Raw genomic sequence first — 24,505 nt, forward strand, 5'->3', positions numbered from 1 at the left:
CAACCGGTGGCGCCCCGCAAGGGTCGCCCAGAATGGGCCCAGATAGCTCAGTTGGTAGAGCATGCGACTGAAAATCGCAGTGTCGCTGGTTCGATTCCGGCTCTGGGCACCATCCTCCCTCCCTCGACCATCCAGCCGGCAAGGCCTCAGTGCGAGAGCAGCACGGGCACCGTCATCTCGCGCAGCAGGCGGCGGGTGACACCGCCCAGCACCAGCTCGCGCAGCCGGCTATGGCCATAGCCGCCCAGCACCAGCAGATCGGCGCCGAGTTCCGCGGCGCGGTTCAGCAGCGTGTCGGCCTCGGCGATCTCCGGCGTGACCAGCTGCTCGGCCGTCACGCTCAGCCCGTGCCGCGCCAAATGGCGGGCGATGTCGGCCCCCGGCTCCGCCCCATGCGCGTCCGGCCCGCGCTCCGGATTGACCGAGAGGATGCTGATCCGGGCCGCCGCCTGCAGCAGCGGCAGCGCGTCATGCAGCGCGCGGCTGGCCTGGGCGCTGGCATTCCAGCCCACCAGCACCTCGCGTCCGAGCGCCTCGAAGCGCCCGGCATAGGGCACCACCAGCAGCGGCCGGCCGGAGCCGAACAGCGCCTCGCCCAGCACCAGCCCGGCCATCGGCGCGGCGCCACCGGGCTGCGGCTGGCCCAGCACGACCAGATCGGCATAGCGCGCATGCAGCGCCACCACCGCGGCGGTGTCGCCCTCCGGCCGGCGCCATTCGCCCTGCAGCCCCTCGCGCCGCAGCGTCTCGCGGAAAGCGGCCTCGGCCTGCGCCGCCTGGACCTCGGCCGTCTCCCGCGCCCGGCGCATGGCGGCGGAGAGCGCGGCGGTGGCGGCGCCGTCGCCGGCGAAGACCGGCCAGGGCAAATCGATGACGAACAGGCCGGTCAGATGCGCCTCATGCCGGCGCGCCAGCATCGCCGCCAACCGCAGCCGCTCGGCCGAGGCCTCCGACGAATCCAGATGCAGCAGGATGTCCTTCAGCCCGGCCATGGTTCCATCTCCCCCGTCATGGGCGGAGAGCAGACTGCGCGCGGGGCGGCGGGGATACCTTGATCTGCCGCAACCGGAATGAACAGTCCTTGATCCGCGCCGCGCACCGGGACGCATGAAAAAGCCCCGGCCCTTGCGGGCCGGGGCGGGCAACCTCCGGTCAGGCGGTCGCCTGGTGCGGGATCAGGCGATCACCGGGTCGTAGGCGCCTTCGCGGCCCTCGGCATAGCCGAACTGGATCCAGTGCAGCGCCAGCGCGTCGGCGCTGGTGATGCCGGCGGCGCCGAGATCGGCATTGGCCGCAGCGTAGCTCTCCTCGTTGAAGAGATCCGCGGCGCGGTCCTCGCCGAAGCCGTCCTGGATGTAGTGCAGCGCACCACGATCGGCATAGGCGTCGTTGCTGCCCTGCTCACCGAAGGCGTCGATCAGGTCGGTGTAGCTGGCCAGGTACTGGATGCCGTCGAAGCTGGTCTGGCGACCTTCCTCGCGGCCGAACTCGATATAGTGGCCTGCGCCGGCCGCCTCGAGGTCGTAGGTGCTCTCGATATTGCCGAAGGCGCCCAGCAGATCCTCATTGGACGCGATGTATTCGAGCCCGTTGAAGGTGATGCCGCGGCCCTCGTTGAAGCCCTCCTGCACGAAGTGGTAGGTCGCCGCCTCCTTGTTCGTGCCGAAGCTGTCGATCAGGTCGTCATAGCTCGCCGTGTAGGACAGCGCGTCGAACTGCGTGCTGCGGCCTTCGGCGCGGCCATACTCCAGATAGTGCTTGGCGCCGGATTCATTGGCATTGGCGCCGAGCCCGGCCAGCACATCGACATTGGCGGCCAGATAGGCATTGCCGTCGAAGGTGATGTCACGGCCTTCCTTGGCGCCGAAATCGCGGAAATGCGCCCAGGCCGCGCCGGGATTCGCACCGATCGACTGCGTCAGGTCGTCATAGGACGCGACATAGGCGTAGGTGAAGAACTCGTTGACGTCGCTCATGTCGAGCGTGCCGCCGACGCCGGTGAACTGCACCGCCTCGACATCCAGCGTGGTGTCCACGCCATCGGGGCCGCGGATCACGCCCTCATCATCATAGCGGAAAACCTGGTACTGGGACTGGTCGCCCATCACGCGCACGGTGTCGCGCCCGTCGCCGCCCTCGACACGATCATTGCCGGTGCCGGGATCGATCAGGTCGTTGCCACCGCGCGCCTCGATGAAATCGTCGCCGGCCGCACCTGCGATGGTGTCGTCCTCACGCGAATCGGGCGCGATCAGACGGTCATTCCCAGAGGTGCCAATCAGTGTTGCCATTGGCGCTTTCTCCTTGCTTGCGGCAGGAAAAACCGGAAGCAACCGCGCCGGTTGCGTACACGGATTTTGGAGGGATTCGCATGCAGAACGAGGTCGTCACGCTGAGCAGCCGCGTGGCCTATGAAAACCGCTGGCTGCGCGTGCGTGAGGACCGCATCCGCCGCGCCGATGGCTCGGACGGGCTCTATGGCGTGGTGGAGCGCAGCGATTTCGTCGTGCTGCTGCCCTGGCAGGATGGTTGCCTCACCCTGGTCGAGCAGTACCGCTACCCGATCCGCGCCCGGCAATGGGAGCTGCCGATGGGCACCTGGGAACAGGCCCCCGGCACCGACCCCGCCTTGCTGGCCGCGGCCGAGCTGCGCGAGGAGACCGGTCTCATCGCCGCCCGGCTGCAGCCGATCGGCAGCATCCTGCAGGGGCCCGGCTATTGCAGCCAGCGCGGCCATGTCTTCCTGGCCACCGGCCTGACCCAGGGCCCGACCGAACGCGAGGCCAGCGAGCAGGACATGATCTGCCGCGCCCTGCCGCTCGCCGAGGTGGAGGCGATGGCGCGCGATGGCGTGCTGCAGGATGCCTGCAGCCTGGCGGCGCTGGCGCTGGCCCGGCTGAAGGGGGTGTTCGGGCCTTGAGGGGGCCCTGCCCCGTCAAACTCCCCCATTCCTTCCCTTGGGCAGGGGACGGGGTCCCCTGCACCCGCCTTCGGTTCAGGGCGCGCGACCGGATCGGGGGCGCAATGGCGGCATTGGGAGGGTTGCGAAAAGCCCTGCTGCGAGCGGCCGGAAACCGGCGCCGCCCCCAGCCTGTCCCCAAGCCCTCCCGATGCTTATCCCCAGCCTCATCCACCGGAACTGGGGATAAGCCCCGCGCTGGCCCTGGCAGGGCTTTCCGGCTAAGCCCCGCCCATGCAGCAGCAGGCATATGATGCGGTGGTGCTCGGCGCGGGCGCGGCCGGGCTGATGTTCGCCCTCCAGGCGGGGCAGCGCGGCCTGAAGGTGCTGGTGCTGGACCATGCGCCGCAGGCGGGCTCCAAGATCCTGATCTCCGGCGGCGGGCGCTGCAACTTCACCAATCGCGACACGGTGCCGGAACGCTTCTTCTCGGCCAATCCGCATTTCGCCAAATCCGCCCTCTCCCGCTACCGCCCGGCCGAATTCCTGGCGCTGGTCGAGAAGCACCGCATCGCCTGGCATGAGAAGACGCTGGGCCAGCTCTTCTGCGACGGCTCGGCACGGCAGATCGTCGCCATGCTGCTGGCCGAATGCGCCGCCGCCAGCGTCGACCTCCGCCTGTCGCACCGCATCACCGGGGTCTCCCGCGCGGAGGAATTCCGGGTGGAGACGGACAAGGGCGCCTTCACCGCGCCGCGCCTGGTACTGGCCACCGGCGGGCTGTCCATCCCGAAGATGGGGGCCACCGGCCTGTCCCTCGACCTCGCCCGCCGCTTCGGCCTGGCGCTGACCGAGACGCGCCCGGCCCTCGTGCCGCTGACCTTCGCCGGCGCCGAGCTGGAGCTGATGCGCGGCCTGTCCGGCGTGGCCCTGCCGGCGGTGGCGCGGCTCGGCCGCCACCGCTTCGAGGAGGCGGTACTGTTCACCCATCGCGGCCTGTCGGGCCCGGCCATCCTGCAGATCTCCTCCGCCTGGCGGGAGGGGCAGGCGCTGAGCCTGGACCTGCTGCCCGGCCAGGATGCCGCGGCGCTGCTGCTGGCCGCCAAGCAGGCGCGGCCGCGCGCCGCCGCCCGCACCGTGCTGGCCGAGCTGCTGCCGCAGCGCCTGGCCCATTCCCTGGCCGAGGCCTGGCTGCCCGACCGCATCATGGCCGAGCAGCCGGACAAGGCGCTGCGCCAGGCCGCCGCGCGCCTGTCGCAATGGAGCCTGACGCCAGCCGGCAGCGAGGGCTATGCCAAGGCCGAGGTGATGCTGGGCGGCGTCGACACCGCCCAGCTCTCCTCCCGCAGCCTGGAGGCGAAATCCGTGCCCGGCCTTTACGTGATCGGCGAGGCGGTGGACGTCACCGGCTGGCTCGGCGGCTACAATTTCCAATGGGCCTGGGCCAGCGGCACGGCGGCGGCGCTGGCCGCGGCGGAGCAGCGGGCCGGCCTGGGGGCCGGCTAGAACTCCACCTCCAGCTCCTCGATCGCCTCCGGCTCGGCCTCGGCCGCCTGCATCCATTCGGCGACCTCAGGCCAGGCCAGCAGCCGGTCCTGATAGACCCCGGCGAGGCCCGGCAGCCGCACATCATAGGTCAGGAAGCGGCTGGCCACGGGCGCGAACATGGCATCCGCCACGCTGGCCCGCTCGCCGAACAGCCACGGCCCGCCCCAGGCTTCCAGGCAATCCACCCAGATCGATTCGAGATGCTCGATATCGGCGCGCGGTCCCGACCACAGGCGGAAGCCCGGGCGGCGGGCGCGGATGTTCAGCGGCAGCGAGGCGCGCAGGGCGGCGAAGCCCGCATGCATCTCGCCCGAGACCGAGCGGCAGCGGGCGCGGGCCAGCGGCTCGGCCGGCAGCAGGCGGGCCTCGGGGTGCTGCTCGTTCAGGTGCTCGGCGATGGCCAGCGTGTCCCAGACCCGGACCTCGCCCTGCACCAGGCAGGGCAGGCGGATGGTGGCGCTGCGCGACAGCAGCTCGGCCCGCACCTGCGGGTCGTCGGGCGAGGCGGTCTCCACCCGCACCCGCAACCCGGCCATGCGGCAGAGCAGGAAGCCCCGCATCGACCAGGAGGAGTAGTTGTAGCTGCTGATGAGGAGGCGGGCTTCACTCATGGCGAACACTCCGGCGCGATCCGGATGAAACCATATTCCCGTCACCGGCTTGACGAAATGGTCATTTATGGCAGGCCAAGATGCCGCCTCGCAGCGAAGGAACGAATGCGTTACCGTTCGCTGGGGCGGCGGCAATAGGCTGGCCAAACTAAGCCACGACATTGCGCGGAGAGGCTCCAGCGGAATGATGTATCAGCTCTATCAGGCCCAGCAGGACCTGCTCACCCCGTTCCGGCAGATGGCCAAGGGAACGGGCGCTTGGCTGCGCCTGTTCGATACCGGCCGGCCCGAGACCTTCGGCCTTCGCCAGGTCACCGCGGCGCTGGAATTGTTCGGCAGCAGCGGCATCACCCATGAACGCCCCTCCTTCGGCTTCACCAGCGTGCGCGTGGGCAATGAGGAGGTCGCGGTCGAGGAGACCCCGATCCTCTCCACCCCCTTCGGCACGCTGCTGCATTTCCGCAAGGCGATCGACACGCCGCAGCCGCGCATCCTGGTGGTGGCGCCGATGTCGGGCCATTTCGCCACCCTGCTGCGCGGCACGGTGCAGGTGCTGCTGCCCGACAATGACGTCTACATCACCGACTGGACCAATGCGCGCGACGTGCCGCTCTCGGCCGGGCGCTTCGGCTTCGACGAATTCGTCGACCATGTGATCCGCTTCCAGGAGGAGATCGGCCCCGGCGGCCATGTGCTGGCCGTCTGCCAGCCCGCCGTGCCGGTGCTGGCCGCCGTCGCCCTGATGTCGGAGGACCGCAACCCGGCCACCCCGCGCAGCATGGTGCTGATGGCCGGCCCGATCGACACCCGCATCAGCCCGACCAAGGTGAACGCGCTGGCGCAGGAGCACCCGATCTCCTGGTTCGAGCAGCACCTGATCGACACCGTGCCCTGGCGGCTGAAGGGCGGCGGGCGGCGGGTCTATCCGGGCGCGCTGCAGCTGACCGCCTTCATGTCGATGAACCTGAACCGCCATGTGAACGCCCATCTGGAGCAGTTCCGCAACCTGGTGGGCGGGGATTCCGAGCTGGCCGACGCGCATCGCCGCTTCTACGACGAATATCTGGCGGTGATGGACCTGCCCGCCGAATTCTACCTGGAGACGGTGCAGAAGGTGTTCCAGGAGCACCACCTGCCGCTCGGCAAGCTGATGCATCGCGACCGGCTGGTGAAGCCGGAGGCGATCCGCCGCACCCATCTGCTGACCGTGGAAGGCGAGCGCGACGATATCTGCGCCGTCGGCCAGACCGCCGCCGCGCTGGATCTGTGCAGCAACCTGCCGCACACCATGAAGCGCAACCATCTGCAGATCGGCGCCGGGCATTACGGCGTGTTCAGCGGCCGCCGCTGGACCAATGAGGTCTATCCGCTGGTGCGCCAGCTGATCGCCGAGGCCGGCTGAGGGCCGCGACCGCCGGCCCGCCGCGGGGTGGGCCGGCCGCCGGCTGAAGCCGGCGCTCCCGGAAGGCCGGTTGCCGGCCGGCGCATCCATGGGGCGGCCTGCAGACCGGCTCCGTCCCGCAGACCGGGGCCGGGCCGGCACCATCGTCAGGCCGGCATTGAGGCCGGATACCTCGTCAGACCGGCTCTAGGCCGGCAGGGCCAGATGGTGGTAGTCGCGCTGCCACCAGATCAGCGCCGGGCCGGGCTCGCCCAGGCGGATGGCGCGGATGGCGGCGAAGAAGACGCTGTGCGTGCCCTTCTCCAGCACTTCCTCCACCACGCAATCCAGCGACACGGCGGCGCCATCCAGCGCCGGCGCGCCGGTCTCCAGCCTGCTCCAGGTGCCGCTGCGGAAGCGCTCCTCCCCCGTCGTGGCGCCGGTCAGGCCGGCGAAGACGTTGGAGATCTCGGTCTGCCCGGCCGAGAGCACATTGACGCAGAGCACGCCATTGGCCTTGAAGGCGGCGTTCTGGGTGCTGGAGCGGTTGATGCAGACCAGCAGCGTCGCCGGCTCGTCGGTGACGGAGCAGACGGCGCTGGCGGTCAGCCCCGCCAGCCCCGCCGGGCCGTCGCTGGTGACCACATTCACCGCCGCCCCCAGGCGCGCCATGGCTTCGCGGAAATCGGGGCGGGAGACGGGCATGGTCATCCTCTGCGGCAGGCTGTCCCGCAGATAGTGCCACGCGGCCCCGGCACAAGCCAGGGAGGAGGCCGGTGCCGCCGGATCAGCCCGGCGCGGCCAGGCGGAAGCCGCTGGCCTCCAGCGCGGCGGACCAGGCCTCCGGATCGCCACGCCAGCCGAAGCCGGGCTTCTCCTGCACCCGGATGGCGGGGATGCCCTCCGGCACCGTGCCGTCGTGATAGTTCACCGCCAGCAGGTGGAAGCCGCCCGGCTGCAGCGCCGCCAGCCTCTCGCGCAGCGCCAGCAGCTGCTCCGGCTTGTCGGCGCCATGCCGCTCCCGCACGAAGAGCGGCGGCGGCCCCGGGCGCTGCTCGCGCAGGCGCCCCGCCAGGCTGGCGAAGCGCGCGGCGGCGCGCGGGATCTGCTCGCGCCAATGCGGCACCACCACATCCTCGGCCTTGTCGAAATCATGCTCGTGGATGATGCCGTAGCGGCGGTGGCGGATATGGCGGACACGCCCCGCCTCGTCGCGCTGCTCCTCCAGCATGTCCTCGCGGTAGATGCAGGCGGGGTCGAGATCCTGGCGCAGGATCTCGAGCAGCCCCTTCAGCGGCAGGATGTACCAGTCGAAGGGATAGCCCGTGGTGAAGCCGTAATGGCGGCGCAGATTGTGCGTCAGCCGGCAGCGCTGGCCGAGCGGGACGATGCGGGACACGTCAACCATGGCGGCACGCTCTAGCATGGCGGGCGGGGTCGTGGCAGCGCCCCCCGCGCAAGGGTGATGGCGGGCGGCTTCCGCTGACCGCGCATCCGGCTATCCTGCCCGCCCTCCACTCCCGCATCCGAGGACACGCAATGCCCGAAATCACGATCCAGGCCAGCGACGGCACCGGCAGCTTCGCCGCCTATCTGGCGATGCCGAAGCAGGTGCCGGCCGGCGCCGTGGTGATGATCCAGGAGATCTTCGGCGTGAACCACGCCATGCGCGCGCTCTCCGACTGGGTGGCCGATATGGGCTTCATCGCCATCTGCCCGGACCTGTTCTGGCGGCAGGAGCCGGGGGTGCAGCTGACCGATGGCAGCAAGGAGGAATGGGACCGCGCCTTCGCCCTGATGAACGGTTTCGACCAGCAGAAGGGCGTCGAGGACCTGAAGGCGACGCTGGCCGCGGTGCGGGTGATGCCCGGCTGCAATGGCCGCGCCGGCACCATGGGCTTCTGCCTGGGCGGGCGGCTGGCCTTCATGATGGCCACCGAGTCGGATGCCGATTGCAACATCTCCTATTACGGCGTCGGCATCGATGGGCTGCTGGACGGGGTGCCGCGGGTCGGCAAGCCGCTGCTGATGCACATCGCCGAGCTGGACCGCTTCGTGCCGGAGCAGGCGCGCCAGGCGATCCTCTCCGGGGTGGAGGGCAACGGCCAGATCGCCGCCCATGTCTATCCGGGTGTCGACCATGCCTTCGCCCGCATGGGCGGGCATAGCTGGGATGGCCGCGCCGCCACCATCGCCAATGGCCGCACCGCCGAGCTGCTGGCGCGCTGCCTGGGCTGAGACGGATCCCGGCCGGCGGCGGCGCCCCGGCGCCCGCCCCCGGCTTTTTTTCGCCAGCACCGCACCGGACGGAGTGCGCGGCGCCGCGCGGCGCGGCACAAGCGGGCCATGAACCAGGCGCTGACACCCCGGCAATGGGGCCTGATGCTGCTGCTCTCCCTGGCCTGGGGCTGCAGCTTCTTCTTCATGGCCGTGGCGGTGGCGGCGCTGCCGCCGCTGACCATCGTGCTCTGCCGCGTGGCGCTGGCCGCCCTGATGCTGTGGCCGCTGCTGGCGCTGCGCGGCGCGATGCCGCGCTGGACGGGGCCGGTGCTGCTCGCCTGCCTCGGCATGGCGCTGCTCAACAACCTGATCCCCTTCAGCCTGATCGTCTGGGCGCAGCGGAGCATCCCGAGCGGCCTGGCCTCGGTGGTCAATGCCGCGACGCCGGTCTTCACCCTGCTGGTGGCGCATGCGCTGACGGCGGATGAGAGGCTGAGCGGCCACCGGCTGGCGGGGGTGCTGGCGGGGCTGGCGGGGGTCGCGGTGCTGGCCGGGCCGGCCGCCCTCGGCCTCGGCGCGCCCGGCGGCGCCGGCGCCAGCCGGGCGGAGCTGCCCGGGCTGCTGGCCGGGCTCGGCGCCTGCCTCTCCTATGCCCTGGCCGGCATCTGGGGCCGCCGCTTCGCCCGGCTGGGCGTGCCGCCGCTGGCCGCCGCCGCCGGCCAGACCAGCGCCAGCACCCTGCTGGCCCTGCCCCTGGTGCTGCTGCTGGACCGGCCCTGGACCCTGCCGCCGCCCGGGCCGGAGGTGCTGCTGGCCCTGCTGGCGCTGGGCCTTGTCTCCACCGGCCTCGCCTATGTGCTGTTCTTCCGCCTGCTGCAGGAGGTGGGCGCCACCAACACCGCCCTGGTGACGCAGCTGGTGCCGGTGACGGCCATCCTGCTGGGCGCCCTGCTGCTGGGGGAGAGCCTGCAGCCGCGCCATTTCGCCGGCATGGCGCTGATCGGCTGCGGCTTCCTGCTGATCGACGGCCGCCTCCTGCCCTGGCGCGGCCGCCGCTGACCCCCGGGGCGGCCGGCCTCAGGCCGCCTGGATGCCCTTCAGGAAGCGCTCCAGCTGCTGGCGCAGCCCATCGCTGGTGCCGCTGATCTCGCCGGAGACGGTGCGCACCTGCTCGGCGGCGCGGCCGCCGATCTCGGCCGCCTGCTTCACCACCCCGGTCTCGCGCGAGAGCGAGGCGGCGGCCTCCGCCGTGCCGGCGATGTTGCGGGCGATCTCCTGCGTCGCCGCCCCCTGCTCCTCCACCGCGGCGGCGATGGCGGCGGCGGTCTGGTCGATCTCGGCGACCACGGCGGCGATGCTGCGGATCGCCTCCACCGCCTGGCCGGTCACGCCCTGGATGGCGCCCACCTGCTGGCTGATCTCCTCCGTCGCCTTGGCGGTCTGGCTGGCCAGGTTCTTCACCTCGGAGGCCACCACGGCGAAGCCCTTGCCGGCCTCGCCGGCGCGCGCCGCCTCGATGGTGGCGTTCAGCGCCAGCAGATTGGTCTGGCCGGCGATGTCGGCGATCAGCCGCACCACATCGCCGATGCGGTTGGCGGTGTCGGCCAGCTCGCGCACCGTGCGGTCGGTGCGCTCGGTCTCGGCCACCGCGCGGCGCGACACCTCGGCCGAGCGGCCGACCTGGCGGGTGATCTCGCCGATCGAGGCGGTCAGCTCCTCGGTCGCCGCCGCCGCGGTCTGCGCATTGCTCGAGGCGCTGTCCGAGGCGCGCGACAGGGTGGTGGTCAGGCGCGAGGATTCCTCGGCCGCGCGGGTCATCTCGACCGAGGTACCGCCCAGCCGCTGCGCCGCGCTGCGCAGGATTTCCAGCGCCTGGTGCGATTCGGCGCCGAAGCTCTTCACCAGCGTCTCGACCCGCTGGCCGCGCTCCTGCGCCTTGCGGTCGGCGGCCGCCTGCTCGGCGGCCAGGCGCTCGCCCTCCCGCGTCTTGTCGCGGAACACCTCCAGCGCGCGGGCCATGGCGCCGATCTCGTCGGTGCGCTCCTTGTCGGCCACGGTGGCGGCCAGGTCGCCGCCGGTCATGCGCTGCATGGTTCCGGTCAGGCGCTGCACCGGCAGGCTGATGCGCGCCACCAGGCTGTAGCCCAGCAGCATCAGCAGCACGGCACCAAGGCCGAGCGACACCACCACCGCCAGGAAGGAGCTTTCATAGGCCGCCTCGGCCTCCTGCGCCACCTTGTTGGCGCCGTCGATGTTGAAGCGCTTCAGCGCCTCCATCGCCCCCGCATAGGCCTCGAAGGCCTGGAGGTTGACCGTCTCGACGCGCCGCACCGCCGCCTGCTGCTCGCCCCGGCGGCTGAGCTGCAGCGTCGGCGTCATCTCGCGCTGATAGGCGGCGAAGGCGCTGGCCACCGCCTCATACAGGCCGCGCTCGGTCGGGCCGGTGATCAGCGGCTGGTAGTCGCGCAGCCCGGTCTCGACGCGCTGCACCTCGCGCGCGATCGCCTCCTCGGTCCGCTGCATCGCCGCATCCTCGGTCTGCATCACATGCCGGACCACCATCTGGCGGAGGTGCAGCCCGCCATCCGACACCGTGCTGATGACGTTGAGGCTCGGGATCCAGTTGGAGATCAGATCCTGCGTCACCGCCTGCACGGCCCCCATGCGCTGCAGCGCGAAGCCACCCAGCGCGACGAAGCTGATCAGGATGACGGCGAAGGAAGCCAGCAGACGGGTTTTGATCGACATGGGCATGGACCAGGGCTTTGGAGAGCCTGATCCTGATGCGCCGGCCGTGAAGAAAGCGTTCCCGCGCCACCGGTCCCGCGGCGCGGCCCCATGCCTCAGCCGCGCCGCAGCCGCCGCAGCAGCGCATCCAGCTCGGCCTCGCTCTGATACAGGCCGAAGCCCAGCCGCAGCCGCTGGCCGCGATGGTCGGTGACGATGCCGAGCGCCGCCAGCCGCGCCTGCCAAGCCCCCGCCTCGGCCAGCTCGAAGGCCAGGAAATTGCCGCGCACCGGGCCCGGCACGGCGAGCTGCGCGCCGGCCAGCAGCGTCTCCTCCTGCCGCTCCAGGAAGCGCGCCTGCAGGGCGCGGGCATGGGCGTGGATGGTCTGCGGGTCCAGCCCCTGCGCCTGCGCCCAGCCCAGCGAGGCCTCCAGCCGGAACAGGCCGGACGGGTCGAAGGTCGCGCCCATGAAGCGCTGCCCGTCCCTGGCATAGGGGGTGCCGCCACCGGGGGCGGCAAGCGCCGCGAAGGCGGCGTACCACCCCGTCAGCCGCGGCCGGGGCAGCCAGCCGGGCGGGCAGTGCAGGAAGCAGCAGCCCTCACCCCCCATGGCGTATTTGTAGCCGCCGGCCAGGTAGAAGGCACGCCCGGCCAGGGCGGAAAGGTCCACCGGCCGGGCCATGAAGGCGTGGTAGCCATCGATCACCAGCGCCGCCTCGCCGGCGGCCCCGGCCAGCGCCTCCAGCCCCTCCAGCACGGCGCCGGTCTGGTACATCACCTGGCTGACCCAGATCAGGTCGTAGCCGCCGCCGCGCGCCGCCTCGACCAGCCGCGGCAGGCATTCCGCCGCGGGCTCGGCCGGGATGCGGGTGACCGCCAGCAGCCCCTCCTCCTCCAGCCGCGCCGCCTGGCGGGCGAAGGAATGGAACTCGCCATCCGTGGTCAGCACCCGCGGCACCCGCCCCGCCGGCAGGGCAGAGAGGATGCGGCCGACGAATTCATGCGTGTTGGGGGCGAAGACCAGCGTCGCCGGGTCGGGCAGGTTCAGCAGAACAGCGATGCGCCCCTGCAGACGCTGCCAGAGCGGGCCCAGCACCTCCGCCCATTTGCCGTCGATGCGGCTGGCGGCGAGGTCCCAGGCCGCCAGCTGGGCATCCCGCGTCACATCCGGCCAGGGATGGTGGCTGTGGGCGGCGAAATGCAGCCGATCCTTGTCGCTGCCGAGGAAACGAGAAAAATGCGGGCGCAGATCGAGCATGCCGCCATCCTGCGCCAGGGCCCGGCCCCGGTCCAGGCCCGGCACCGGTGCCATGGGGGGCTGGGGCGGGCCCGTCCGCCATGCCAGACTGCGACACGCTTGAGGAGGAGCCCCGCATGGCCAGCGACAGCCGAGACGGCATCGAGACGGATTTCCGCCGCCGCATGTCCTATGGCGACTATCTGGGGCTGGAGCGGCTGCTGGCCGCGCAATCGCCGCTCTCCGGCCAGCATGACGAGATGCTGTTCATCATCATCCACCAGGTGCAGGAGCTGTGGATGAAGCTGATGAACCACGAGCTGGACCTGGCGGTGGCCCGGCTGCGCGCCGATGATCCCGGCCCCGCCTTCAAGGCCATGGCCCGCGTCTCGCGCATCCAGCGCCAGATGGTCGAGGCCTGGGACGTGCTGACCACCATGACCCCGGCCGACTACCTGGCCTTCCGCGACAGCCTGGGCGCCGCCTCGGGCTTCCAGTCCTGGCAGTACCGGCTGCTGGAATTCCGCCTGGGCGCCAAGGACCCCTTCATGCTGCGCCCGCACGCCCACCGCCCCGAGGTGATGGCCATCCTGCAGCCCGCCTTCGACGCCCCCAGCCTGTATGACGAGGCGCTGCGCCTGCTCGCCCGGCGCGGCCTGCCGGTGCCGCGCGCCGTGCTGGAGCGCGACGTGACCCAGCCGCATGAGGAAAACGAGGGCGTCATCGCCGCCTGGCGGCAAATCTATCGCGACAGCGCCGGGCTGTTCGACCTCTACGAGCTGGCCGAGGAGCTGGTGGACCTCGAGGACGCCTTCCGCACCTGGCGCTTCAAGCACATGTCGACGGTGGAGCGCATCATCGGCCACCGCCCCGGCACCGGCGGCTCCGCCGGCGTCGGCTATCTGAAGGCGGCGCTGGAGCGGAAATTCTTCCCCGAACTCTGGTCCGTCCGCACTTCTCTTTAAGCTGCCGGTCAGGGCCTGGACGGCGGGCGCTGCACTTGGCCGGGCGTGCTTCGGCCCAGGGTGGCGGGCAGCGCGCATGAAAAAGGGAGGCGCGAAACCCGCGCCTCCCTTCCCGTGCAGCGCCCCGCCTCGGAACGAGGCGGCGGCAGCCCGAAAGAAAAACTATCTCTTCTTTTCGACCAGGATGCCGTCGGTCTTGAGCGCGGCGATCTCCTCGGCGGAGAAGCCGTGCTGCTGCAGCACCTCGTCGCCATGCTGGTTGAAGGCGGGCGGGCGGGCGCGGGTGCCGCCCGGGGTGCGGGACAGCTTGATCGGCGTGCCCAGCGCCCGGAACCCATCCAGCTCGGTGACCATCTCGCGATGCGCGGTGTGCGGCTGGGACAGCGCCTCGTCCACATTCAGCACCGGGCCGGCGGGCAGGCCGGCGGCCAGCAGCCGGTCGGACAGGTCGTGGCCATCCTCCTGCGCCAGGCGCTGCTCCAGGATGGCGGCCAGCGCGTCGCGGTTGGTGACGCGGTCGCCATTGGTCCGGAAGCGCGCATCGTCCGGCAGCCCCTCCAGCCCGAGGAAGGCGCAGAACTTCCGGAAGGCCGGGTCGTTGCCGCAGGCGACGAAGATCTCGCAGGTGGCGGTCCTGAACGCCGAATAGGGCGCGATGTTCGGATGCGGGTTGCCGGTCGCCTTCGGCCGCTTGTCATTGAGCAGGAAATTGGCGGCCTGCGGGTGCAGCAGCGCCATGCCGCAATCATGCAGCGTCATGTCGACATACTGGCCGCGGCCGGACTTTGCCCGCTCCTGCAGCGCCATCAGAATGCCGATGGTGGAGTAGAGGCCGGTCGCCAGGTCGACGATCGGCGTGCCCATGCGCACCGGCGCCGTCTCCGGCGTGCCGTTGATCGACATCAGCCCGACCATCGCCTGGATGATGGCGTCATAGCCCGGCAGCCCGCCGCGCGGCCCGGTGGCGCCGAAGCCGGAGACGCGGCAATGCACCAGCTTCGGGAAGCGCTGGCTGAGCACCTCCTCGTAGCCCAGGCCCCATTTCTCCATCGAGCCGGGCTTGAAGTTCTCGACCAGCACATCGGCGTCTTCCAGCAGGCGCAGCAGCACCTCCCGCCCCGCCGGCTTGCCGAGGTCGAGCGCGATCGACTTCTTGTTGCGGTTGACGCCGATGAAGTAGCTGGCGGCATCGCCCTGGAAGGGCGGGCCCCATTCGCGCACCTCGTCACCCTGCGGCGGCTCGATCTTGATGACCTCGGCGCCATGGTCGGAGAGGATCATGGTGCAGTAGGGGCCGCCCAGCACGCGGGTCAGGTCGATCACCTTCAGCCCGGCCAGCGCGCCGGCGGTGCGGGCCAGGCCCTTCCCCCCGGCGGTTTCCTCCATCTGCGGCAGGGCATCGGTCATGCGGCATCATCCTTGGTCACAGTCACGGGGGTGCGCCGCGCGAAGACGCGGGCGCAGAAATCCGGATAGGTCTCGAGCATCTCGTCGCAGACGGGCCCGCGCAGCAAGGCGAGCTCCTCCGGCGTCGGATCTTGGGTCACCGGCAGGGTGGCCGGTTCGTCATAGTCGAAGCCGGTGGCGGCGCGGACCGAGGCGGCATCCTCCCCCGGATGCGCGCTGGCGAGGCTGAAGCGGCCGCGCGCCGGGTCGAACAGGAACAGCGCCTTGCCGGTCAGCAGCGCCTGCGCCGTGCCGCGGCGGAACACGCCGGGCGCGGAGAGGCCGGGGGCGGAGATATGCTCCACCTTCTCCACCAGCACGCGGGGCGAATGCTCCTCGCGGAACAGGATGGTGCGCGGCGTCATGAAATACATGAAGGCGCTGCCGAAGCTGCCCGGGAAGCGCACCCCCTGCCCCGGCCAGTCGCCCGTGCCGATCAGATTGATATTGGCCTGGCCGTCGATCTGCCCGCCGCCCAGGAAGAACAAATCGATGCGGCCCTGGCCGGTCAGGTCGAACAGCTCGCGCGAGCCCTCGGTGAAGGGGTTGCCGCTGCGCTTGTGCAACAGCGACAGGCGCACCGGATGGCCCTGCTTCCTCACCAGCCAGCAGGCGGCGGCCGGGATGGGCGAGGCCGCGCCCACCGCGATATGCCGCGCCGGCGGGGCGGCGGGGTCCAGGATCAGCCGCGCCAGGGCGGCGGCCAGGCGTTCCTCGGGCTGGACGCTCATGCCGCTGCCTCCGCGCGCGTGCCAAACACATGCTGCTCCACCCAGGCATCGAAGCCCGCCTGGGTCTTGGCCGCGCGGGCATAGGCCGCGACATAGTCGGCATCGAAGCCGTATTCATCGAGCAGCGCCACCGGATGCGCGCCGCGCGCGGCCAGCGCCACCGCCTCGATATAGGTGCCGCTGATGGTGCCGGGGGCGGTGCGCTCATCCTCCAGCAGATTGCCATCGAAGAGCCGTTCCACCGTCACCACGGCGCGCTTCGCCGCATGCGCCAGCGTCGCGCATTCGCGCCGCCGCCCGACCCAGACATTGCCTTCGCGATCCGCCATGACCCCGTGGAACACCGCGACATCCGGCGACAGCGCGGGCAGCAGCACGATCGGGTCGCCGCCTTCGGCGAAGGGGTTGTCGATGACGCGCCAGTCGGGGCGGTTGGCCAGGATGTCGCTGCCGATCAGCCCGCGCAGCGGCATGAAGGGCACGCCCTTCTCCGCCGCCTGCAGCATGGTGTGGATGGCCGGGCAGGTGGCGTCGCGCAAGCTGATGCGGCCTTCCTTCAGCGCCGCGCTGAAGCGCGGGGCGAAGCCGGCCTCGCCCAGGCTGACGGCGCTGGTCTGGATCTCGGCGACGCAGCCGGCGCCGACCAGCAGATCCGTGGCGAAGCCCGAGACCGGGACGCCCAGCAGCCGCAGCCCGCGCGCGCCACGGCGGATCAGCGCCTTCGCGATGGCCAGGGATGGCAGCGAATTGTCCGGCGGCAGCGCCACCAGCGCCCCGTCGGGAATGCTGGCGGCCAGCGCCTCCACGGTCTGTGGGGTCATCTTTGGGTTCCTCCGTTGCGTCCACCATACCCCCTTCGGCGCGGGGGGGAAGTCGGGTTAGGCTGGCCGCGCCATGCCAGACCCCGTGACGCTGAACGGCCCCCGCCTGACGCTGCGCCCCTATACCGAGGCCGACCGCGACGATTTCGCCGCGATGAACGCCGATCCGCGCGTCATGCGATACTTCCCCGCCGCGTTGGACCGCGCGGAGTCGGATGCCTTCATGGACCGGATCACCGCGCATCTGGCGCAGCATGGCTATGGCTTCTGGGCGCTGCAGCGGCATGGGCAGCAGGGGCTGGTGGGCATGTGCGGCCTGGCCCGCATCCCCTGGGACATCCCCTGGGAGGCGCCCTCCGACCCGCCGGTCGAGATCGGCTGGCGGCTGCGCCCGGAATTCCAGGGCCAGGGCTATGCCGAGGAGGCGGCGCGCATCGCCCTCGCCCATGGTTTCGGCCCGCTGGAACTGCCCGAAATCGTCGCCTTCACCCTGCCGGACAATCTGCGCTCCTGGGGGCTGATGGAGCGCCTCGGCATGCGCCGCGCCGGCGGCTTCGCGCATCCGCGGCTGCCGCAGGGCCATCCGATGCGCCGCCAGCTGCTCTACCGGCTGACCCGGCGCGACTGGATCGACAGCCGCTTCGGCGAGTAGCGGCGCCGGGATCGCGGGGGCAGCCCCGGCGTCGCGCCCGGCACGCCGGGTCGCGCTCGGCGCGATGCGGCGCTTGATCTCGCGCAAGGCGGCGGCGCCGGCGCGGCGCTAGCATGCGGCCCATGCTCGCCAATTGCCTGCACGATCTCGCCGCCCTCGGCCCTGGCGGCCTCGCCACGCTGATGGGCGGGCTGTTCCTGGCCGGGCTGGCGGGGGGCGCCACGCATTGCGCCGCCATGTGCGCGCCCTTCGTGCTGGCCCAGGCCGCGGCCGGGGCCGAGCGCAGCGCCGGCGGGCCCTTCCTCACCCGCCTCGCCGGCGCGGCGCTGCTGCCCTACCACACCGGGCGGGTGCTGGGTTACGCGGCGCTCGGGGGCCTGGCCGGCGGCGCCGCCGGGCTGGTGGAGGGCGCGCTGGGCTGGCCGCGCCTGCTGCTGGCCGGGCTGCTGCTGCTGGCGGCGCTGCTGATGCTGGGCCAGGCGGCGGCGCGCTTCGGCGCCCTGCTGCCGGCGCGCTGGCAGCCCGCCCATTGGCGGCCCCGGCCCGGCCCGGCGCGGCGGCCGCTGCTGCCGGCGCGCTGGCTGGGCGCGCTGCTGGCCGCGCCCCAGGGCTGGCGCGGCCTGGGCCTCGGGCTGCTGCTCTCCGCCCTGCCCTGCGGCCTGCTCTATGGCGCGCTGGCCGGCGCCGCCGCCTCGGGCAGCGTGCTGGCGGGGGCGCTCGCCATGGCCGCCTTCTGCCTCGGCACCGTGCCGGCGCTGGTCGGCGTCGCGCTGCTCGGCCGCTTCTTCGGCCGCCGCGCCGGGCCGCAGCTGCGGCTGGCCGGCGCCGCCCTCTTCGCGCTGAACGCCGTCCTGCTCGGCGCCCTGGCCTGGCGGCTGCTCGCCCCCACCGCTTAGACCTTCCTTCACCAACCCGCCGCATCCTCCCCCGGCCGAAATGCCGACGGGAAGGAGGGGTGAGGCGTGCCGCTGCTGGTGACGGGCGAGGTCCCGTCGACGATCATCGAGAACAACCGCCCCGGCGACTGGGAGGCGGTGCTGAACGTCTCCGGCCTCAGCGGCATCCAGGATGTGCGGCTGACCGGCAATGCCGGCGCGATGTTCGATGCCAGCTACGACGCCGCCACCGGCACGGTGCGCGTCGTGCCCAGCATGCGCTTCGACCGCGAGGCCTACACCACCAGCAGCGTCACCCTGAATTTCGGCCTGCAGGCAAAGGTGAACGGCAATTGGGTCGATAGCGGCCGCAACTTCGCCACCTCCCTGCTCGGCGTCGACGACACCCCGCCGCACGACCTGATCTTCGCCACCGGCGGCTTCGTGCTGGAAAGCGATCTGGGCGGCGTCATCGGCACGCTGCAGGGCTATGACCGCGACACCTCCAAATCCGCCCTGACCTATCGCGTGCTCTGGCCGGACGAGGCCTATTTCGAGGTCGTCGACGGCAATGTCCTGAAGCTGCGCGACGGCGTCGACCTGCTGCGCGAGGGCGGCACGCTGCGCCCGGTGATGATCGAGGTGTCCGACGGCAAGCAGGAGGCGAATTTCCTGCTCAATGTGCAGGTGCTGAACACCACCGATATCGACAGCATCCCCGCCCCCCCGGCGATCGAGCTGCCCCCCGCGCCGCCCCCGCCCAGCCCGCCACCGCCCAGCCCGCCACCGCCCAGCCCGCCACCGCCGAGCCCGCCACCGCCGAGCCCGCCGCCTCCCAGCCCGCCACCGCCGAGCCCGCCGCCGCCCAGCCCGCCGCCGCCCAGCCCGCCACCGCCCAGCCCGCCACCGCCGAGCCCGCCGCCGCCGAGCCCGCCGCCGCCCAGCCCGCCGCCACCCGGCCCGCCACCGCCGGGTGCCGGCGGCGATCCGCCATCGCCCACCCATCCGCCGCCGCCCCCGCCGGCCGATGACGCGCATCTGGTGGCCGAGGCCGGCCCGGCCCTGACCAGCAGCCTCTCCCTGCACTGGCAGGCGGAGCGCCACGCGCTGGGCCTCGGCGGCGAGATCCATCTCTCGCTCAGCAGCGGCACCCTGCTCTGGCTGTCCGAGACCGACCAGCAGGGCCTGGCCAGCGGCAGGCTGACCCTGCCCGGCATGGCCGATGCGCAGGAGGTGCTGCGCCTCGACACCGCTCCCTCCGGCCATGCCGGCGGCCCGATGCTGCTGGCCTGGTCCGCCGGGGCGGAGGATGCGGTGGACCTCGCCGGCGCGCTGCGCGGCCTGCTCGGCGACGGCGCGGTGCAGACCGCGCTCGCCGGGCGCGATGGCGGGCTGCTGCTGGCCACCCTGCAGCATCTGGTCGGCAAGCCCCAGCCCGACGCCATGCCGGTGGAATTCCACATCGCCGGCAGCCTGGAGACCCCGGACCCGCTGCCCAAACTGCCCGGCGGCGAGGGCGACGGCATGGGCAAGCTGCTGGCGCTGGCCTGCGACACCCTGCTCGGCCGCGCCCCCGATGCCGGCGACATCGCCCGCTGGGGCAACGCCCTGGCCGAGGGCAGCCTGGATGCGCGCGGCCTGGTCCAGGCCATCATGGCCAGCCCGGAATTCCAGGTGCTGCATGCCGGCGAGTCCGACCACGACTTCGTCGCCAATCTCTACCGCCACGTCCATGCCGAGGAGATGGACGCCACCGCCCTCGGCCATTGGGTGGAGATGCTGGCCAGCCACGCCGTCGACCGCGCCGATGCCGTGCTGGCCATCGGCCTGGCCCCGCAGCACCATGACGAGGCCCTGCCCGGCCGCTGAACCGGCCGGTTGCCCGCCAGGCTGCACGGTATTACTTGCGAATGATTATCACATGCGTCAGCCTGGGCGACCCCACAGGGAGATATGCCCCATGGCAACGCATGGCCTGCCCGCCTGGCCCTGGACCGATTCCTGCCCCGATTCCCTGGCAGCCCCCGAGGCGCTGCTGCTCGAAGCCATGCGCCGCTGGGCCTGCGCCAGCCGTAGCGGCCGCCCCGCCCTGCCCGCCGCCCGCCTGCCCCTGATCGCCGAAAACGTGGGCGAGGCCGCGGCCGCTCTCGACGCCGTGCTGCGCGGCGGCGATTTCGCCATCGCCTGCCCGCTCGCCCCGCATTTCACCGCGGATGAGCCCGCCCTGCTGCTGGCCTTCGCCCTGGCCCAGCGCGGGCCGCGCCGCGAGGCGCTGGCCGCCTTCCTGCGCCTGCTGCCGCCGGCCGGCGCTTACGCCGCCATGGGGCCGGCGCTGGGGCTGGGGCTGGCCTTCCGGCGGGCCGGGCTGCTGTTTGGGAATCCGTTGAAGGTGGGCTGAGAAACAAAAAAGGCCGGGGGAAGGAATTCCCCCGGGCCCCCATCTTTTGTCTGTCAGGGCCGGGCGCCGCTGGCGCCCGGCGGCTTAGCCCCAGCTGATGCGGCCGGAAGTGCCGCAAGCGTCGCAGACCGGGTGCCAGCGCGCATGCGCCTTGCCGCATTGGGCACAGCGCCAGCGCGGCTCCGGCCGGGCCGAGGTCGCGGCGCGCAGCCATTTGGCCTCCGCCGCGCGCGCCAGGGCGGTGTCGCCCTGCTCGGCCTGCTCCAGCTCCACCAGCAGCAGATAGGCGCGCGCATCCGCCTCGCCCGAGGCCACCAGCGCCTCCAGCTCGCTGCGCGCCCGGCCGGTCAGCCCGGCCTCCAGCGCGCAGCGCGCCAGCAGCAGCCGGCTCTCGGCATGGGTCCGGTTGCGGTGCACCAGCGTCTCCGCCGCCTTCACCCGCGCCAGCTTCTCCACCTCATCGGCCAGATAGGCGGTGGCGATGTCCGGATGCGGCGCCGCCGCCCAGCCCTGCTCCAGCACCGATTTGGCGCGGCGGCCATTGCCGGAGGCGTTCAGCCGCGCCGCATGCGCCAGCACCGCCGGCGCGAAGCCCGGATCGGCCTGGAAGGCCTCGCGCTCCAGCTCGGCGGCGCGCGCCGCATCCGGCTCCTGCCCGGCCGCCGCCAGCGCCAGCGGCGCGCGCGGGGTCTGCGGCGCGGCCAGCGCCAGCGCCTCGCGCCAATCCTCGGTGCGCAGCGCCAGCACGGCGCGCTCCTCGCGCAGCCAGGCGGCGCCGGGATGCGCGGCCTCGGCCTCGCGCGCCAGCGCCTTCGCGGCCTCCCAGTCGCGCCGCTGGATCGCCTGGCGCAGCAGCCCGCGCAGCCCGATGAAACGGGCATCCTCGCGCTTGGCCAGCGCCTGGAACGCCTCGGCGGCCGCATCCTCGCGCCCGGCCATGCGCTCCGCCTCCGCGGTCAGCAGCAGCAGCTGCGGCGTGTCGCCCAGCAGGGCGCGCGCCCGCTTCACCTCGCTGCGCGCCGCGTCGGCCGAGCCGGCGGCCAGCGAGACCAGCGCGCGGGTCAGCACCGCCTCGCCCTGCACCCGGCGCTTCTCGGCGCGGCGGGCGCGGATGCGGGCGGGCCAGTGGATCAGGCTGCGCGTGCCCACGATCAGCAGGTGCAGCACCAGGAACAGCACCACCAGCGCGATCAGCAGCACCGGCAGCGAGACGCCGATGAACATGTCGCCGACGCGCAGCTCCACCACCCCGCCCAGCCGCATCAGCCCCCAGGCGATGCCGACGGTGAGGGCGCAGACCAGCAGCAGCCAAAGCGCGCGGCGCATCAGCCCTGGCCCCCGGCGCGCAGTTCCTCCAGCGCGGCGCGGGCGGCGAGCAGCCCGCGCGCCTGGTCCAGCCAGCCTTCCATGGCGCCGCGCGGCCCCTCGGGCAGCGCCTCGATGCGCCGCACCGCGGCGGCGAGATCCCCCGCCTCCAGCGAGCGGCGGGCATTCTCCACCTCGCCGCTGATGGCATCGCCCCAGACCACCTGCTCGCCGCGCCGCACCGTCACCAGGTTGGACAGGCGGGTGGCGGCCGATTCCCAGATGCCCTGGCCCTCGGTCGCCGGCTCGGCGCGGGCGCGGGCGGCGCGTGCCGCCTCGTCGAAGGACAGGCGCAGCGACGCCTCGGTGGGCGGCGCGGCCTCGGCATAGCGGCGCAGCGGCGCCGGCGCCTCGCCCGGCAGGCCGGCCAGCGCGCGGCCGAGCGGCCGCCCGGCCTCCAGCGCCGTGGTGGTGGCGGTGGTGGCGATCAGCTGCGCCAGCCGGCGCTCGGCGCTGGCCAGCCGGGTCTCGCGCTGCTCCAGCGCGGCGAAGCGCTGGTCCAGCGCCCGGTCGCGCTCGGCCATGCGCTGGCGCGCCGCCTCCTCGGTGGCGGCGATGCGCTGCTGCATCGTGGTCTCGACGGCGGCGAAGCGCGGGCCCAGCGCCGCCTCGGCGGCGGCGACGCGCTGCGCCAGCTGCGCCTCGGCGCCGGTGATGCGCTGGCTCATCGCCCGCTCGGCCTCCTCGATGCGGGCCTCGGCGGCGCGGCTCAGCGCCTCGCGGTCGCTGCGCTGCGATTCGACCTGGCCGCGCAGCCCCTGCACCGCCTGCTGCGCCTGCGCCAGCGCGGCGCGGTTGGCCTCGCCGGCCTGGGCCGCCTCGCCGGCGCGGGCGGCGGCCTGCTGCGCCGCCTCCTGCGCCGCGCGCGTGGCGCCGCCCTGCTCGCGCAGCGCCGTCTCCAGCGCGCCGAGCCGGCCATCCAGCGGCTGCAGCGCCGCCAGGCGCTGCTCCAGCGCCTCGATCCGGCCGGTGGGCAGGGCGGGCGGCTGGCGCGAGACGACAACGCCAAGCGCGATCAGCGAGAGCAGCGCGGCACCCCCGGCCAGCGGCAGGGCCAGATGGGCGTAGCGCTGTGCCCCGGCGGCAGGCGCGGTGGCGGCGGGCGGCGTCGGGCGCGCAGGCGGCGGCGGCGTGCCGGGCTTGCTGTCGGGCTTGGCGAGATCGGGCGAGACGGGTTTCGGCATCGGCGGAGGCGGCGTCCTGGTCGCGTCGGTGGGCGCGGCGGGGCGGGCCGCAGGCGGGGCGGCCGAGGCCGCCGGAGAGGGTGTGGGCGCACCGGCGACGCCCGGCCCCGGCTGCGCCGGCGGCGCGGCGGGGCTGGGGGCGGCCGGGCTGGGGGCGGCGGCGCCAGCCCCCGTGCCGGGGCTGGCCGGTGGCGTGCCGGCGGCGGGCGTGGCTGCGGCGGGCGCGGCGGGCGTGGCGACCCCGGGCCGCGAGGCCGGGGTGGCGCCGCCGGCCGGGCCGGGCGCCGCGCTGCCGGGCGGGGTGGTGCCGGGCGGGGTGGTGCCGGGCGCCGTGCCGCCGGAGGCCGTGGCGCCGGGCGCGCTGCCGGCGGGCGTCGCGGCGCCGGGCGGCGGCGTGGCCGGCTGGCCGGCGGCAGAGCCGGCGGACACCGACCCGGCGGCAGGGCCCGCGGCCCCCGGCGCGGCCGGCGCCTTGCCCTGCTGCGGCACGCCGGATTTCGGCCCCTCGGGCAGGGCGGCGCTCAGCGCGCGGGGCACCACGGGCGGGATCTCGCGGCCGCCCTTGCGGCCCGTCCCGGCCTGGCGGCCGCCCTGCGCCGGCTCACGCGCCGACCCACCCTGGGGGCTGTCCTTCGGCGTATCGCTCATGCTCTCTCCTGCCCCTCGCTCTGCGGTTCGGACCCGTCCCCCTCCGGAGCCGGGCGCGGCGCCGGGCCCAGCAGGGCCAGCAACGCCGCGAGATCGGGCACCGGGGTAGCACGGATCACCTGCCAAGGCATTCCCGCCAGCGCCCCGGCAATCCGGGACGACAGCGCCAATGCCGTGACCTGCCGCACGGTTTCGGCCAGACCGGAACCGCGCAGCAGGCGCTGCGTCACATGGGCCGAGCGGGGCGACAGGAACAGGGCCGCGCGGATCTCTCCCTGTTTCAGCGCCGCGATCGCCGCCTCCGGCAGGGCGGTGGCCGGGTGGGCGGCATAGACCACGCGCCGCCGCACCGCGAAGCCATGTCCGCGCAGCGCGCTGGCCAGCGCCATGCTGTAGCCCTGCCCGGCGGCCAGGCAGAGCGGCGCGCCCTTCGGATCCAGCCGCGCCGCGGCCAGCGCCGCCAGCGAGACGGCATCGCCCTCGGCCATCAGCACATCGGTGAAGCCGGCGCGGCGCGTCTCCTCCGCCGTGCCGGGGCCGACCGCCAGCACCGGCAGGGCGGCGGGCAGCAGGCCGCGCGCCAGCAGCGGCGCCAAAGCGCGGGCCGAGGCGCGGCTGGGCAGCAGCAGCGCCTGGGTCGGGCGGTCCCAGCCGGTCGCGGGAGCGCAAGGGCGCAGCACCAGCGCCGGCGCGGCCACCGGCCGCCAGCCCAGCGCGGCCACGGCCTGCATCGTCTCGGCGCAGCCCGGCTCCGGCCGGGTGACCAGGATGGCGGGCGGCTGCGACACGGCGCCGC

At 73.1% G+C, this 24,505-nt stretch carries 23 protein-coding genes and 1 tRNA gene; 11 read left to right on the forward strand and 13 right to left on the reverse strand.

Features of this window, described 5'->3' with window-relative positions:
• Positions 1 to 36 precede the first annotated feature (36 nt).
• Positions 37 to 112 (forward strand) — tRNA-Phe (locus QE401_RS12655).
• 34 nt (positions 113 to 146) lie between these two features.
• On the opposite strand, the gene QE401_RS12660 is transcribed toward QE401_RS12655, so the two are convergent.
• Positions 147 to 992, reverse strand: coding sequence for a universal stress protein (locus tag QE401_RS12660; RefSeq protein ID WP_307138551.1), 846 nt, complete (start codon positions 990 to 992; stop codon positions 147 to 149).
• 183 nt (positions 993 to 1,175) lie between these two features.
• The gene (locus QE401_RS12665) at positions 1,176 to 2,291 is read right to left on the reverse strand and encodes a hypothetical protein (protein WP_307138552.1); all 1,116 of its coding nucleotides are present in this window, start codon (positions 2,289 to 2,291) and stop codon (positions 1,176 to 1,178) included.
• A gap of 80 nt (positions 2,292 to 2,371) precedes the next feature.
• Between QE401_RS12665 and QE401_RS12670 the strand changes: the two genes are divergently transcribed.
• Complete coding sequence (locus tag QE401_RS12670; RefSeq protein ID WP_307138553.1) at positions 2,372 to 2,920, forward strand: NUDIX domain-containing protein; 549 nt, start codon at positions 2,372 to 2,374, stop codon at positions 2,918 to 2,920.
• A gap of 273 nt (positions 2,921 to 3,193) precedes the next feature.
• On the forward strand, positions 3,194 to 4,405 hold the full coding sequence (locus tag QE401_RS12675) for a BaiN/RdsA family NAD(P)/FAD-dependent oxidoreductase (RefSeq protein WP_307138554.1): 1,212 nt from the start codon (positions 3,194 to 3,196) through the stop codon (positions 4,403 to 4,405).
• On the opposite strand, the gene QE401_RS12680 is transcribed toward QE401_RS12675, so the two are convergent.
• Positions 4,402 to 5,058, reverse strand: coding sequence for a glutathione S-transferase (locus QE401_RS12680; protein WP_307138555.1), 657 nt, complete (start codon positions 5,056 to 5,058; stop codon positions 4,402 to 4,404). The genes QE401_RS12675 and QE401_RS12680 overlap by 4 nt on opposite strands.
• Positions 5,059 to 5,242: 184 nt before the next feature.
• Here QE401_RS12680 and QE401_RS12685 point away from each other — a divergent pair, with 184 nt between their 5' ends.
• Positions 5,243 to 6,460: a polyhydroxyalkanoate depolymerase gene (locus QE401_RS12685; protein ID WP_307138556.1), complete on the forward strand. Its 1,218-nt coding sequence runs from the start codon at positions 5,243 to 5,245 to the stop codon at positions 6,458 to 6,460.
• 186 nt (positions 6,461 to 6,646) lie between these two features.
• Here QE401_RS12685 and QE401_RS12690 read toward each other — a convergent pair whose 3' ends face one another.
• Together QE401_RS12690 and QE401_RS12695 are read right to left on the reverse strand one after the other, a co-directional pair.
• The gene (locus tag QE401_RS12690) at positions 6,647 to 7,144 is read right to left on the reverse strand and encodes a flavin reductase (protein ID WP_373461436.1); all 498 of its coding nucleotides are present in this window, start codon (positions 7,142 to 7,144) and stop codon (positions 6,647 to 6,649) included.
• Between the two features lie 82 nt (positions 7,145 to 7,226).
• Positions 7,227 to 7,847 carry a DUF1796 family putative cysteine peptidase gene (locus QE401_RS12695; RefSeq protein WP_307138558.1) on the reverse strand — a complete coding sequence of 207 codons (621 nt, stop codon included), beginning with the start codon at positions 7,845 to 7,847 and terminating at the stop codon, positions 7,227 to 7,229.
• A gap of 131 nt (positions 7,848 to 7,978) precedes the next feature.
• Between QE401_RS12695 and QE401_RS12700 the strand changes: the two genes are divergently transcribed.
• Positions 7,979 to 8,677 (forward strand): dienelactone hydrolase family protein, encoded by a 699-nt coding sequence (locus QE401_RS12700; RefSeq protein ID WP_307138559.1) that lies wholly within the window; start codon positions 7,979 to 7,981, stop codon positions 8,675 to 8,677.
• Between the two features lie 108 nt (positions 8,678 to 8,785).
• A complete protein-coding gene (locus QE401_RS12705; RefSeq protein ID WP_307138560.1) occupies positions 8,786 to 9,718 on the forward strand; it encodes a DMT family transporter in 933 nt (310 codons plus the stop codon).
• Positions 9,719 to 9,736: 18 nt separating this feature from the next.
• Here the strand turns inward: QE401_RS12705 and QE401_RS12710 are convergent, their stop codons facing one another.
• On the reverse strand, positions 9,737 to 11,407 hold the full coding sequence (locus QE401_RS12710; protein ID WP_307138561.1) for a methyl-accepting chemotaxis protein: 1,671 nt from the start codon (positions 11,405 to 11,407) through the stop codon (positions 9,737 to 9,739).
• A gap of 95 nt (positions 11,408 to 11,502) precedes the next feature.
• Entirely contained in the window at positions 11,503 to 12,645 is a 1,143-nt protein-coding gene (locus QE401_RS12715; RefSeq protein ID WP_307138562.1) for an aminotransferase class V-fold PLP-dependent enzyme, read from the reverse strand.
• Between the two features lie 116 nt (positions 12,646 to 12,761).
• Between QE401_RS12715 and kynA the strand changes: the two genes are divergently transcribed.
• Complete coding sequence (gene kynA / locus QE401_RS12720; RefSeq protein ID WP_307138563.1) at positions 12,762 to 13,589, forward strand: tryptophan 2,3-dioxygenase; 828 nt, start codon at positions 12,762 to 12,764, stop codon at positions 13,587 to 13,589.
• A gap of 162 nt (positions 13,590 to 13,751) precedes the next feature.
• On the opposite strand, the gene QE401_RS12725 is transcribed toward kynA, so the two are convergent.
• From QE401_RS12725 to QE401_RS12735, 3 genes are read right to left on the reverse strand one after another with little or no spacing between them, the layout of a single operon-like run.
• Entirely contained in the window at positions 13,752 to 14,996 is a 1,245-nt protein-coding gene (locus QE401_RS12725) for a CaiB/BaiF CoA transferase family protein (RefSeq protein ID WP_307138564.1), read from the reverse strand.
• A complete protein-coding gene (locus QE401_RS12730; protein WP_307138565.1) occupies positions 14,993 to 15,766 on the reverse strand; it encodes a CoA synthetase in 774 nt (257 codons plus the stop codon). The genes QE401_RS12725 and QE401_RS12730 overlap by 4 nt, the downstream gene beginning before the upstream one ends.
• Complete coding sequence (locus QE401_RS12735) at positions 15,763 to 16,587, reverse strand: CoA transferase subunit A (RefSeq protein ID WP_307138566.1); 825 nt, start codon at positions 16,585 to 16,587, stop codon at positions 15,763 to 15,765. Before QE401_RS12735 ends, QE401_RS12730 begins: the two co-directional genes overlap by 4 nt.
• Before the next feature lie 73 nt (positions 16,588 to 16,660).
• Here QE401_RS12735 and QE401_RS12740 point away from each other — a divergent pair, with 73 nt between their 5' ends.
• The 4 genes from QE401_RS12740 to QE401_RS12755 all read left to right on the forward strand — a co-directional run bounded on the left by QE401_RS12740 (position 16,661) and on the right by QE401_RS12755 (position 20,512).
• Positions 16,661 to 17,239 (forward strand): GNAT family N-acetyltransferase, encoded by a 579-nt coding sequence (locus QE401_RS12740; RefSeq protein WP_307138567.1) that lies wholly within the window; start codon positions 16,661 to 16,663, stop codon positions 17,237 to 17,239.
• A 122-nt stretch (positions 17,240 to 17,361) separates the two neighbouring features.
• A complete protein-coding gene (locus tag QE401_RS12745; protein ID WP_307138568.1) occupies positions 17,362 to 18,135 on the forward strand; it encodes an urease accessory protein UreH domain-containing protein in 774 nt (257 codons plus the stop codon).
• A 66-nt stretch (positions 18,136 to 18,201) separates the two neighbouring features.
• A complete protein-coding gene (locus tag QE401_RS12750) occupies positions 18,202 to 19,983 on the forward strand; it encodes a DUF4214 domain-containing protein (RefSeq protein ID WP_307138569.1) in 1,782 nt (593 codons plus the stop codon).
• 91 nt (positions 19,984 to 20,074) lie between these two features.
• Positions 20,075 to 20,512, forward strand: a complete 438-nt coding sequence (locus QE401_RS12755) for a hypothetical protein (protein WP_307138570.1) — start codon at positions 20,075 to 20,077, stop codon at positions 20,510 to 20,512.
• Between the two features lie 84 nt (positions 20,513 to 20,596).
• On the opposite strand, the gene QE401_RS12760 is transcribed toward QE401_RS12755, so the two are convergent.
• Genes QE401_RS12760 through QE401_RS12770 form a run of 3 tightly spaced genes read right to left on the reverse strand, consistent with a single transcriptional unit; the run spans position 20,597 to position 24,497 of the window.
• Positions 20,597 to 21,838 (reverse strand): heme biosynthesis HemY N-terminal domain-containing protein, encoded by a 1,242-nt coding sequence (locus tag QE401_RS12760; protein ID WP_307138571.1) that lies wholly within the window; start codon positions 21,836 to 21,838, stop codon positions 20,597 to 20,599.
• On the reverse strand, positions 21,838 to 23,709 hold the full coding sequence (locus QE401_RS12765; RefSeq protein ID WP_307138572.1) for a hypothetical protein: 1,872 nt from the start codon (positions 23,707 to 23,709) through the stop codon (positions 21,838 to 21,840). Before QE401_RS12765 ends, QE401_RS12760 begins: the two co-directional genes overlap by 1 nt.
• The gene (locus QE401_RS12770) at positions 23,706 to 24,497 is read right to left on the reverse strand and encodes a uroporphyrinogen-III synthase (protein WP_307138573.1); all 792 of its coding nucleotides are present in this window, start codon (positions 24,495 to 24,497) and stop codon (positions 23,706 to 23,708) included. Before QE401_RS12770 ends, QE401_RS12765 begins: the two co-directional genes overlap by 4 nt.
• Positions 24,498 to 24,505: the final 8 nt, after the last annotated feature.

Origin of the sequence: Pseudoroseomonas cervicalis, from assembly GCF_030818485.1 — a bacterium.
GTDB classification, from domain to species: Bacteria; Pseudomonadota; Alphaproteobacteria; order Acetobacterales; family Acetobacteraceae; genus Pseudoroseomonas; species Pseudoroseomonas cervicalis_A.

Excerpts from the sequence above, each read along its gene's own strand:
- QE401_RS12660 (WP_307138551.1), bottom strand. The coding sequence starts at position 992 with ATGGCCGGGCTGAAGGACATCCTGCTGCATCTGGATTCGTCGGAGGCC.
- QE401_RS12665 (WP_307138552.1), bottom strand. The coding sequence starts at position 2,291 with ATGGCAACACTGATTGGCACCTCTGGGAATGACCGTCTGATCGCGCCC.
- QE401_RS12670 (WP_307138553.1), top strand. The coding sequence starts at position 2,372 with ATGCAGAACGAGGTCGTCACGCTGAGCAGCCGCGTGGCCTATGAAAAC.
- QE401_RS12675 (WP_307138554.1), top strand. The coding sequence starts at position 3,194 with ATGCAGCAGCAGGCATATGATGCGGTGGTGCTCGGCGCGGGCGCGGCC.
- QE401_RS12680 (WP_307138555.1), bottom strand. The coding sequence starts at position 5,058 with ATGAGTGAAGCCCGCCTCCTCATCAGCAGCTACAACTACTCCTCCTGG.
- QE401_RS12685 (WP_307138556.1), top strand. The coding sequence starts at position 5,243 with ATGATGTATCAGCTCTATCAGGCCCAGCAGGACCTGCTCACCCCGTTC.
- QE401_RS12690 (WP_373461436.1), bottom strand. The coding sequence starts at position 7,144 with ATGCCCGTCTCCCGCCCCGATTTCCGCGAAGCCATGGCGCGCCTGGGG.
- QE401_RS12695 (WP_307138558.1), bottom strand. The coding sequence starts at position 7,847 with ATGGTTGACGTGTCCCGCATCGTCCCGCTCGGCCAGCGCTGCCGGCTG.
- QE401_RS12700 (WP_307138559.1), top strand. The coding sequence starts at position 7,979 with ATGCCCGAAATCACGATCCAGGCCAGCGACGGCACCGGCAGCTTCGCC.
- QE401_RS12705 (WP_307138560.1), top strand. The coding sequence starts at position 8,786 with ATGAACCAGGCGCTGACACCCCGGCAATGGGGCCTGATGCTGCTGCTC.
- QE401_RS12710 (WP_307138561.1), bottom strand. The coding sequence starts at position 11,407 with ATGTCGATCAAAACCCGTCTGCTGGCTTCCTTCGCCGTCATCCTGATC.
- QE401_RS12715 (WP_307138562.1), bottom strand. The coding sequence starts at position 12,645 with ATGCTCGATCTGCGCCCGCATTTTTCTCGTTTCCTCGGCAGCGACAAG.
- kynA (WP_307138563.1), top strand. The coding sequence starts at position 12,762 with ATGGCCAGCGACAGCCGAGACGGCATCGAGACGGATTTCCGCCGCCGC.
- QE401_RS12725 (WP_307138564.1), bottom strand. The coding sequence starts at position 14,996 with ATGACCGATGCCCTGCCGCAGATGGAGGAAACCGCCGGGGGGAAGGGC.
- QE401_RS12730 (WP_307138565.1), bottom strand. The coding sequence starts at position 15,766 with ATGAGCGTCCAGCCCGAGGAACGCCTGGCCGCCGCCCTGGCGCGGCTG.
- QE401_RS12735 (WP_307138566.1), bottom strand. The coding sequence starts at position 16,587 with ATGACCCCACAGACCGTGGAGGCGCTGGCCGCCAGCATTCCCGACGGG.
- QE401_RS12740 (WP_307138567.1), top strand. The coding sequence starts at position 16,661 with ATGCCAGACCCCGTGACGCTGAACGGCCCCCGCCTGACGCTGCGCCCC.
- QE401_RS12745 (WP_307138568.1), top strand. The coding sequence starts at position 17,362 with ATGCTCGCCAATTGCCTGCACGATCTCGCCGCCCTCGGCCCTGGCGGC.
- QE401_RS12755 (WP_307138570.1), top strand. The coding sequence starts at position 20,075 with ATGGCAACGCATGGCCTGCCCGCCTGGCCCTGGACCGATTCCTGCCCC.
- QE401_RS12760 (WP_307138571.1), bottom strand. The coding sequence starts at position 21,838 with ATGCGCCGCGCGCTTTGGCTGCTGCTGGTCTGCGCCCTCACCGTCGGC.
- QE401_RS12765 (WP_307138572.1), bottom strand. The coding sequence starts at position 23,709 with ATGAGCGATACGCCGAAGGACAGCCCCCAGGGTGGGTCGGCGCGTGAG.